This window comes from Chamaesiphon sp. OTE_75_metabat_556 (assembly GCF_031378165.1).
GTDB lineage: Bacteria > Cyanobacteriota > Cyanobacteriia > Cyanobacteriales > Chamaesiphonaceae > Chamaesiphon.
Window position 1 is genome coordinate 1 of record NZ_JANNDR010000491.1, and the last position, 10,097, is coordinate 10,097.

A 10,097-nucleotide genomic window follows, 5' to 3' on the forward strand; every position below is an offset into this window, starting at 1 on the left:
ATCTGCAAGCTGAGCTTGTGAACGATCTTACTGATCTCCGTATTGATCGCAGACCTAAGTTATTTTTACCAAGTGTAATTATTAATTTGGAATTTTTGCCCCTTTAAAGAAATTGTGTTTATAATATCAACAGTTTGAGGCTTGTTTTTGTATACTTTCTGCACTACCCGAAAATTAAGGGAAAACGAACGTCATTGAGGGGATCGGCTAATGCGTCACTACATAGTAAATTAGTGACGCACTAGCTAAATGTACAAAGTTGGCGCGTTGGGCACTTTTAGCCCTGCTGGAAATCCTTGTGAAAATCCTGGTGGCGATCCTGGCGGAAATTCGGCAGGTAGTCCTGGTCGATCGACTGGGAAGGAATTGCGACCAAAAGCAGGATTGTGGGAAAAATTATTAACTGGCGGCGGATTATTTGCTGGAGGCGGGTTATTTGCTGGAGGCGGGTTATTTGCTGGAGGCGGGTTATTTGCTGGAGGTGGATTATTGCTGCCATCACCTGTTTTGTTATTATTCATCATAACTTGAGCCTGAAGATTTAGAGGCGATCGCTGTGTTAAAAACAGATCGACTTGATCGGTTACGGCTTGAGCATTTTGGCCGATCGAGCCGAGAGTTGCGATCGTTCCTAACGCGACTAAAGTAGATTTCAACATTACTTAATTTTCTCAATGTCGAGACACTGACGAGTGTAGTGATAGTTGTCGGTGGTGATGTTGCTATTATAAACACAATTTCTTTAAAGGGGCAAAAATTCCAAATTAATAATTACACTTGGTAAAAATAACTTAGGTCTGCGATCAATACGGAGATCAGTAAGATCGTTCACAAGCTCAGCTTGCAGATACTTTCAGTAGATCTGAAACTATAAATATTTATCAACTGACCGTCATTTTTGTAACTCAGTACATTGACAGGTTAAATTATATCGATCTAGCATCAATTTTATTTGCTTGTAGTCGGGTCGTAGGAGATCGATGCTGAAGGCTAAAGCGATATTGCTGTTTTTACAAACAAACATTTATGCCATATAATCTCTCGATCTGGATAAAATCAACGGCGATTGTGATAATTATTCCCTTGATTCAGACGATTGCTGTTGCCAAAAATCCAGTCGATCGTAGCTCGATCGTCCAAGTTTCTAATCGCGATCGACAAACAGCTCCGGTCGATAAAAACAACACAAAAATTGCGGAGCAATACTATAATTCAGCAGAGCAGAAATACAATAAAAAAGATTATCGTGGGGCATTAGCTGATATCAATCGAGCGATTCAACTCAAGCCTGACTTTGCCAATGCCTATAGAAGACGTGGAGTGCTTAAAGCAGATAAGTTGCAAGATGTAGCAGGGGGACTAGCAGATATCAACCGATCGATTCAAATCGACCCCAAAAATTCAAAAGCATATAATAGTCGTGGTGGTTTGAAAGTGGAAAAACTGCGGGACATCAAAGGTGGATTAACTGATTTCGATCGAGCGATTCAAATCGATCCTAAAAATGCTGAGGCGTTTTCCAATCGGGGAATTGTCAAAGCCATGCAAAAAGACTATCCCAGTGCCTTAGCTGCTTTCAATCGGGCGATCCAACTCAAACCTGACTTCGCTACTGTTTACGATAATCGTGGGGCGATCCAGGCGATCGGCCAAAATTACCGGAGTGCTTTGGCTGATTTCAATCGCGCCATCCAATTTAAGCCAGATCTCAGCCATGCTTACTACAATCGCGGTTTTCTCAAAGAGCACAAACTTCAAGATCCCAAAGGTGCTCTAGCTGACTACGATCGAGCCATTCAACTCAGTCCTCGCAATGTCGAAATCTATGTCAATCGGGGCACTTTGAAAGCAGAAAAACTTCAAGATCCCAAAGGTGCATTGGCTGACTTCGATCGTTCGATCCAAATTAACCCCAAGATCGCTCGTGCTTACACCAATCGGGGGTTATTGAAAGTAGACAAACTTCAGGATGTCAAAGGAGCTTTAGCCGACTATAATCGAGCGATTCAACTCGCGCCCCAAGATGCGACTAGCTACAAAAATCGGGGCGCACTCAAAGTAACTAAATTTCAAGATCTTCAAGGCGGATTGGCTGACTTCAGTCGCGCCATCCAATTCGATCCTACCGACGCTCATAGCTATAAAAATCGGGCATTAGTCAAGTACGATCTCAATGACAAATCGGGTGGCATCACCGATCTGACCAAGGCTGCAAAACTGTTTCAACAACAAGGCAACAAACAAGAAGCTGCAGCCTTGTTGTCGGTACTGAAAAAGTGGCAAAAGGCCAAAAATACTTCACCGATTATTTAGACGTAACAACTGAGGTGAAATACTGCTAATATCGAGACGACCTCAAGTCCCAGTCACTTCGATCGACAGATCGATGATTCCTGTCAATGTCTCGTACGATCTCCTTAGCATCGATCTGGAAGTCTTTCAATCAGCGCAAACTCCCGTGGCAAGTAGCGACAATTTTGGGTGTCGGGTTGGGAGTGGCGGGGCTGGTGGTAGGAACTAAACAGTTGGGGTGGTGGGAGATGGGGGAATTAGCGGTTTACGATCGCAGCGTCCGCTGGCAGCCATCGCTACCAAAAGATCCGCGCATCCTGATCGTGGCAATCAGCGAAGAAGATCTCAACCTCCAAAAAACTTGGCCGCTATCCGATCTCACGCTCGCCACAGCGATCCAAAAACTGACCGATGCCAAAGCCAAAGTCATTGGTTTGGATGTGTTTCGCCCCAATCCGATCGATCCTGGCGCGCCGGATTTAGCCAAAATTTGGGAGCAAAACGATCTAATTATTCCCGCCTGTCAGCATCGCAACTTCAAAAATCCTGGCATTGCGGGGCCACCAGGGATTCCCGCCGAGCAACTGGGCTTTGTGGATTTGCTAGTCGATCGAGATGGGATCGTCCGGCGGGCGTTATTATTTATGGCTCGCGATCCCAAATCGCCCTGTACCAGTGAAACCAGCTTTGCGCTGCAACTCGCTCAGGAATACCTGATCCGCCAACATCAGCATCAAGGTAAGTTTGACTCAAACCAGCAATTCAGCATCGGTACAGCCCATTTTAAGCCCATCTCCAGTACTGATGGTGGGTACCAAAGTGCCGAGTCTGGGGGTTATCAGATTTTGCTCAACTATCGATCGCCAAGTAGTGCCGCAGATCGCGCTGGCGTAGCGTCGATCGTCAAGATCTCCGATCTGTTGAACGATCGCGTCGATCCGAAATTAATCAAAGATCGGATCGTGCTGATCGGTTCGACAGCCAGTTCGCTTAAAGATGAATTTCTGACGCCCTATAGTGCGGGCGAAGCTGAAGATGCCACGATGCCAGGGGTGGTAGTACACGCCCAAATTGTCAGTCAAATTCTCAGTGCCGTGCTCGATCAGCAATCCCTATGGTGGTTTCTGCCCGACGGGTGGGAAGGGATCTGGATTGCGGGGTGGTGTCTGGCAGGGAGTGGATTAGCTTGGTACATTCGCCATCCGCTGAAGTTATTTGGCGCAGTTGGCGGCGTGACAATCTTACTAGTTGGTGGATTTGCGATCGCCTTTACTCATGCAGGTTGGCTGCCGCTGGTAAGTCCGGTGGTGGGCTTAATTGCCAGCAGTATTGGGATGTTGGGTTTGACTAGTTATCACACCCAGCAGCAGCAACAAGCGATGACTAGTTTGGCGATCGATCGCGATCGGGCGATCGCCGATCTCCAGTTACTATTAACTCAATCGGCAGCTCCCGTCGTGCCCGCCGCCGATGCAGTCCAACCAGAGCTACCATTGACGATGGCACCCACTGCCATCGATCCCGATCTCACCGTCCCTCATCAACTCGATGTCACCTTCAAACAAGAGCAACATCCGACTCTCAGTGTGGCAGCGGGAACGATGCCGCCTAATTACTTGCTCGATGGCCGCTATCAAGCCGATCGATCCCTGGGATCTGGCGGCTTTGGGGTGACTTATCTGGCGCGGGATACCAAACGCCCTGGCAAACCGCAGTGTGTGATTAAGCACTTAGTGCCAGCTAGACGCGATCCGAGTTTTGTCAGCTTGGCACGGCGGTTATTTAATACCGAAGCGGAGATTTTGGCGAAATTGGGGCACCATGCCCAAATTCCCCATTTACTGGCTTATTTCGAGGATCGTCAAGAGTTTTATCTGGTACAGGAATTCATCGATGGGACACCGCTCGATCGCGAGTTGGAAGGTGCGACAGTGCCCTGGAGCGAAGCAAAAGTCTTGGATTTGCTGCGTCAGTTATTACCAGTTTTGGGTTTCATTCACTCGCAGCGGGTGATTCACCGCGATCTCAAGCCTGGTAATATCGTTCGCGATCGCCATCATGGCAAGCTGGTGCTGATCGATTTTGGGGCGGTAAAGGAACTCCAACCCCAATTAACTAAGGAACAAGATCGGACGATCGCGATCGGGACGCGGGGCTATACTCCACCAGAACAATATGCAGGGCAACCGAATTATACGAGCGATATTTACTCTCTGGGGACGATCGCGATCGAGGCTCTGACTAATACTCATCCGCGTTATTTACCTGTGGATGACAATACTGGGGATCTGATCTGGCACGATCGGGTATCGATCGATCCGCAACTCGTGCGAGTCTTGGATAAAATGGTGGCTTATCATTTCCGAGATCGTTATCAATCGGCTACGGCAGTGTTAATCGATTTACCGTAACCTAAATAACGTGAGTTCGAGATAAGGACTTTCGATCGATGACTCTTGGTTTCGTTTCGGAACCGCTCCCAAAAAGTAAACCCCAACCCACAGATCGATTCCCATTGCGAAGCTAATGCGAAGCGCGTCAAGCTGCCAACAGATCGAACCTTGTGCAGGGGAGTTTGAGGGGCGGCACTCCGCCCTTCAACGGGGGGGCTGGGGGTCGGAACCCCCAGATCCGGGTTCTGCCCCCACTAGAAAAGTTGACGTCCCGCAAGTTCTCATCGTTTACCAATTGGCTACTTACCAGTATTTAAGCCCACATTCCGCTAGTTCGACCACCCTTGGGGGTGCGCTTGCGCGTTCGGCTAAAAAATAATAAGATCTACAATCCTCTCCTAGCAATGTTTATACCGATTTAGACTGTTTTTGGCGATCGAGAGCATATTCTCAATAGTCTTAGATTGTTGAGAATGAAATCGCTACGATCCAATGGCTTCGTTTTAATTGTTTTTCGTTGGCGAAGCCTCTCCCCTGGAGAATCGCTTAGACTAGCGGAATGTGGGTTTAAGCCTGATGATTAACCCAAACTTACGTTATTTCAGTCACAACGTTGTCAACTATCCACTATCCACTCAAGATATTTCACCTCTAGCAACTCCAATGAAGATGGCGAGTAGCAAACAACCGAGGAAGGTGGAGATTAACATAAATAATGCGAAAATTTCGCCACCAGATAGCGGTCGCTCAGTCGGGCCGACATAAGAGCGATAGCGATTCTGCCGATGCTCCAGAGGAGAAGGGATGCCCACGGGGGGACGATCGAATCTGGGGGGAGCTTGCACCACAAAGAGGCGTGAATAGCCGATCTTCAGATCGTATGCCGAACGGCGATCGGGATGACTGACTGTGGCATAGGCTTCATTCAATGCTTGAAATTTGGCTGTGGCGGTGGCGGTGTTGAGCGTGGTGGTGTCGGGATGATATTTTTTGCTCAGATCGCGATAGGCGCGCCGGATCTCGATCTCGGAGGCACTAGGATAGACACCTAATAAATCGTAGTAAGTTTGCTGCTGTTGACTAGTCACTAGCAAATAGTTGGAGAAAGAGTCACTCGATTACTCGCGATCGCCGTGTTGGTTGCGACTGATAATACAATCCACAAATACTCGCCAGCAACAACCAAGCTAGGGCATTCAAGCGCAAATCGGGGAGCGTCACGTCAGTCATATTAAACATGATAAACCCTCCAAAGGCGATTATAAAGGTGAAAAAAATTGTCCGCGATGGCCGCCAGTCGATCGGAAAATCCAGAAATAAGATCGTACCGCGCGCGACGATCCAGCCGACGATACTCACTAAGCCGATCGTGAATGGCACACCGAGGCTCGATGAGAGCATGAGCAGAAGATTGTGTGGCTGGGGTACCTCAGTGTGACTGTAAGCTTGATACAATTTGCCAAAACTCTGTAAGCCCCAACCCGTCAGCGGTCGTTCTTGAATTAGTTTCCAGGCAAATTTAAATTGGGATACCCGCGTCAGGGCTTCGGGCCTGTCGGGATACATTTCATCGGTAATTCGCGCCCAAACATAGCGGGGGACGATCGCGCGCAGGGGTGCTTTCACAGGCGATGGGGCATAGGCAGAGCTGAAGACGATCGCCATCACTGCGGCGACCAATCCCAGCAACCAATACCATGCTTGGTAGAGCGCAAATATCAGTAAACTGACGATCGCGCCACCCCAGGCAGCACGAGAACTAGTCAGCATCAGGGCTGTACCGCAAACTACCAAAAATCCCGTCAAATAAATCAATTTTGGCGATCGCCAAATCTCGACTGGCTTACTCCTAATTAGCTCTCCCTGCCACCGATCTTCGCCCCGATGCTCCCACGTATCCACCCACAATCCCAACGCCAAAATAAACACCATCTGCAAATATTCAGCCAGTCCCGTCGCATAGCCAAATAGCGATGCCATCCGACCGAGGGGATTGCCGCCAGGATGCAAACCGAGAATGTGGATTGGTGTCCCCCCGATCGCCAGATCGCCGCCCCAATGTAGCCACAGCTCGGCAAATCCTAGTAACATGACCGGAATTGCCGATAGTAACAAGATCCAAGCCAGTTGCCGCAACTGATCTGTCGTTTGGATCAGCACGCTGTAGGCGGCAAAAAAGCCAAAATGCGGCAATAAATTCGCCAATCCGAGCAGCGCATCCCCAGGTTCGACCCCAAATAATGACACCCCGATCGACCATACACCCAACAATGCCAACCACCAATTGACCTGATGCGCCAGAATTTCCGATGTGGCGTTCTTCCAAGTCAAGACTAAGGCGATAAAGATCGGGAATACCCCGATCGCGGGTAATGCTGGAAAAATTAAGAACCCGATCCTGGCAAAATTCCAAGCTGTTTGCAAGCGCGGATGGGGATGTTTCCAAGTCGAACCAGGAATCAGGGTTAGAAAATTAGGCATCAGAGGGATCGCGATCGATGGTGGCAGTTGCTGGTAATATACCGCGTTCTGGCTCCTCTAGTCCTGGATCGAAACTAGCCACGATCCCGACGATCAACCACCACAGGGTCTGAATTTGTGGGCGATACCACTCCGTATCGGTCGTGCCTTGACCGAGCAGGGCGACCATGGAGACGATCGCCGCGATCAGCCAAAAAGCTTGTCGATCGCCAGTTTGACGCAATTTTACCAATCCATTAACCCCCCAATTAAACGTGACGACGATCGCCCAGAGTAGACAAGCAAAACCCACATAGCCAATTTCGACGATCGTTTCGAGAAAGATCGAATAAGCACCTAGCGCGCTGAAGCGGGGGCTAGTTTGATAAATCGGATAAATCTTCTTGAACACCCGATCTCCAGGGCCAAAGCCCAATAGCGGTCGATCGTGAATCATTTTCCCGACCGCTTTCCAGACTTCTAAGCGGACATTGTTGCTACTATCTTTGCTACCGCTAAAAATACTCAATACGCGATCGCGCAAGCTGGGAACTAACAACATGCCGATGCCCACAATTGCTAGGATCGATCCTAACGCGATCGGTAATGCCCACGATCTCCAAAATTTGGGCAATCCCGGCCGCAGCCAATAATAAACCAACGCCGCCGCTACCAACATGCCCACAAAGGCACCAACCCAGGCACCACGGCAGTATGTCACCTGCAAGCAGTAGCTATCAACCACCACCATCACCACGGCCAGAGTTTTGGGCAACCAACCGCGCCAGAGAACACAAGCCGCGATACTAAACGCGATCGCCGGTAACAGATATCCCGCTAACAGATTGGGATTATTCAAATAGCTATAGACACGCGTAGTCTTAGCCAATGTAGACTCCGCATCGACCCAAGTCGCCAACTGTTTGGCACCATAAATCGATTGATGTACGCCATAAACGCTGACAATCAGGGCGACATGCAAATATACCCCGATCAGCCAGTTCCGAATTCGACTCGATCGACACAACCGTGCCAGCATCACAAATAAGATCAAATACAGGCTGACTAAATTCAGCCCTCTAAGTGCCGCTTCTTTGGCTGGTGATAATGCTGTCGAAAGTGCCGACACCGCCCAGAATGCCAGCAGCGTCACATGGATCGGTGTGATGCCACCACCACGCCTGTCTGTGAGCGTCAACAATACCCAAAAAGCCGCCACCCCAGCCATAATCAGGGCAATTAGCTCGGTAGACAAGCCAGGGATCGAAGGGACGAAGGGTGAAAGTACAAAGACAAAGGAGGTCAAGATTGCGCCAATTTCATCACCCCACTGCATCACCCAACTCTGTTGTCGCCAAGCCTGAAGGCTGCCGACCCAGCGATGTACATAACTAGCATCAACCCATTTATCTATAGCGAAGTCTGATAGTGTTAGGCGTTGCCACAAAGAATTGATCATGGGAGCGGGGAGCGGGGAGTTGGATATTTCGATCGACAGTACTTTCAAACAACCTCTGAGATACCGATCTTTAGTTCAAGATGCAACTCGATCGCGATTACCATTTAAGTAGATTGAATTGTTCCATATCAACCGTATCGCGGTTGCGATAAATCGATAGGACGATCGCTAGTCCCACTGCTGCTTCTGCTGCGGCGATCGCAATCACGAATACCGTAAATACTTGGCCTTTGATTTCAGCGGGATCGATATAGTTAGAAAAACCCATCAGATTGAGATTGACAGCATTAAGCATCAACTCGATCGACATCAGCACGCGCACGGCATTTCGACTCATCACCAATCCATAAATACCAATACAAAATAGCGCGGCTGCTAAAATCAAAAAATATGGTAATTGCAACATAATTTAGATAGTAATTATAATAAAATTCCCGCTTAAAATGTTCATTCGATTTAGTCGATCGCTCTAGATACCAGCTATTAACTATTAACTATCAATTATCAATTATCAATTATCAATTATCCACTACTTATCAACCCCAGCCAACTCGCGCGGACGCTCTGGCAGCGTGAGGCTAGCTGGTGTGGAAGTTACCCCAGTGATATTATCGGGTAGAAAATCTCGACGTGCGAGAATAATCGCACCCACCATCGACATCAATAATAGTAGCGAAGCCAACTCGAATGGCAACAGAAAATCAGTGAAAAAGTGCTTGGCTATCGGCACGATCGAACTAGCCATCGGGGTAGTGAGTGTCGAGATTTTCCAGGGCGTAATTAGTGAAACTGTACTCAATAGTGCAAAGATGCCCGCGCACACGATCGCCGTCGTCCCCTGTCTGATCCAGGCATTTTTCATGGGTTTAAAGTCTTCTCGCTTATTCACCAACATGATCGCAAACAGGATCAAGACATTCACGGCACCGACATAGACCAAAATCTGGGCAGCCGAGACAAAATCAGCATTGAGCAAGATATAAATGCCCGACATGCTAATAAACACCCCACCTAATAAGAAGGCCGAGTAAACAATATTCGCAAACAGAACTACCCCGAGAGCGGCTCCCAACATCATTAGTGAGAGAATTCCGAATGTGACTAACTGAACGCCTTCAGCAATTTGCATGTTTGTTATTGATTATTTGTGCTCGAATCTGAAAAAACTTAGTGTTAGCAACTATTCACAACAGTGGTAGTTAGCGATCGCTAGTATCGTTAGCGCGTTGGGAACCAGCCGGTAGATCGTGGGGATCCATTACTCCTTTAGGCAAGTAAGCCAGCGTCCGCAATGCTGTCACCATCGGATCGTCAGTAACTTTGGTCGGCAGACGCCCGAGGGCAACACTATCATAGTTGAGGTTGTGACGATCGAATGTCGCCATCTCGTATTCTTCGGTCATAGACAGACAATTAGTCGGACAGTATTCGACACAATTACCACAAAAGATACAGACCCCAAAATCGATACTGTAGCTATTGAGTTTCTTTTT

9 protein-coding genes are annotated in these 10,097 nt (G+C 48.3%); 2 read left to right on the top strand and 7 right to left on the bottom strand.

Annotation, left to right across the window (positions count from 1 at the left end; translation table 11 throughout):
* Positions 1–245: 245 nt before the first annotated feature.
* Positions 246–659: a hypothetical protein gene (locus RMO27_RS19745; RefSeq protein WP_309735744.1), complete on the bottom strand. Its 414-nt coding sequence runs from the start codon at positions 657–659 to the stop codon at positions 246–248.
* Between the two features lie 367 nt (positions 660–1,026).
* Here RMO27_RS19745 and RMO27_RS19750 point away from each other — a divergent pair, with 367 nt between their 5' ends.
* Positions 1,027–2,313: a tetratricopeptide repeat protein gene (locus tag RMO27_RS19750; RefSeq protein ID WP_309735745.1), complete on the top strand. Its 1,287-nt coding sequence runs from the start codon at positions 1,027–1,029 to the stop codon at positions 2,311–2,313.
* 86 nt (positions 2,314–2,399) lie between these two features.
* Positions 2,400–4,703 (top strand): CHASE2 domain-containing serine/threonine-protein kinase, encoded by a 2,304-nt coding sequence (locus tag RMO27_RS19755; protein WP_309735747.1) that lies wholly within the window; start codon positions 2,400–2,402, stop codon positions 4,701–4,703.
* A gap of 617 nt (positions 4,704–5,320) precedes the next feature.
* On the opposite strand, the gene RMO27_RS19760 is transcribed toward RMO27_RS19755, so the two are convergent.
* The 6 genes from RMO27_RS19760 to RMO27_RS19785 all read right to left on the bottom strand — a co-directional run.
* Positions 5,321–5,773 (bottom strand): J domain-containing protein, encoded by a 453-nt coding sequence (locus RMO27_RS19760; RefSeq protein WP_309735749.1) that lies wholly within the window; start codon positions 5,771–5,773, stop codon positions 5,321–5,323.
* A 22-nt stretch (positions 5,774–5,795) separates the two neighbouring features.
* Positions 5,796–7,166, bottom strand: coding sequence for an O-antigen ligase family protein (locus RMO27_RS19765; RefSeq protein WP_309735753.1), 1,371 nt, complete (start codon positions 7,164–7,166; stop codon positions 5,796–5,798).
* A complete protein-coding gene (locus RMO27_RS19770) occupies positions 7,159–8,604 on the bottom strand; it encodes an IctB family putative bicarbonate transporter (RefSeq protein WP_309735755.1) in 1,446 nt (481 codons plus the stop codon). Before RMO27_RS19770 ends, RMO27_RS19765 begins: the two co-directional genes overlap by 8 nt.
* A 97-nt stretch (positions 8,605–8,701) precedes the next feature.
* Positions 8,702–9,007, bottom strand: coding sequence for an NADH-quinone oxidoreductase subunit NuoK (nuoK, locus tag RMO27_RS19775; protein ID WP_309735763.1), 306 nt, complete (start codon positions 9,005–9,007; stop codon positions 8,702–8,704).
* Positions 9,008–9,133: 126 nt separating this feature from the next.
* Positions 9,134–9,733 (bottom strand): NADH-quinone oxidoreductase subunit J, encoded by a 600-nt coding sequence (locus tag RMO27_RS19780; protein ID WP_309735757.1) that lies wholly within the window; start codon positions 9,731–9,733, stop codon positions 9,134–9,136.
* Positions 9,734–9,803: 70 nt separating this feature from the next.
* A partial coding sequence (locus tag RMO27_RS19785; protein ID WP_309735761.1) for a 4Fe-4S binding protein occupies positions 9,804–10,097 on the bottom strand: 294 nt, incomplete at its 5' end.

Bases quoted from the DNA above. Each gene is read 5' to 3' on its own strand.
- RMO27_RS19745 (WP_309735744.1), bottom strand. From the start codon at position 659: ATGTTGAAATCTACTTTAGTCGCGTTAGGAACGATCGCAACTCTCGGC.
- RMO27_RS19750 (WP_309735745.1), top strand. From the start codon at position 1,027: ATGCCATATAATCTCTCGATCTGGATAAAATCAACGGCGATTGTGATA.
- RMO27_RS19755 (WP_309735747.1), top strand. From the start codon at position 2,400: ATGTCTCGTACGATCTCCTTAGCATCGATCTGGAAGTCTTTCAATCAG.
- RMO27_RS19765 (WP_309735753.1), bottom strand. From the start codon at position 7,166: ATGCCTAATTTTCTAACCCTGATTCCTGGTTCGACTTGGAAACATCCC.
- RMO27_RS19770 (WP_309735755.1), bottom strand. From the start codon at position 8,604: ATGATCAATTCTTTGTGGCAACGCCTAACACTATCAGACTTCGCTATA.
- RMO27_RS19780 (WP_309735757.1), bottom strand. From the start codon at position 9,733: ATGCAAATTGCTGAAGGCGTTCAGTTAGTCACATTCGGAATTCTCTCA.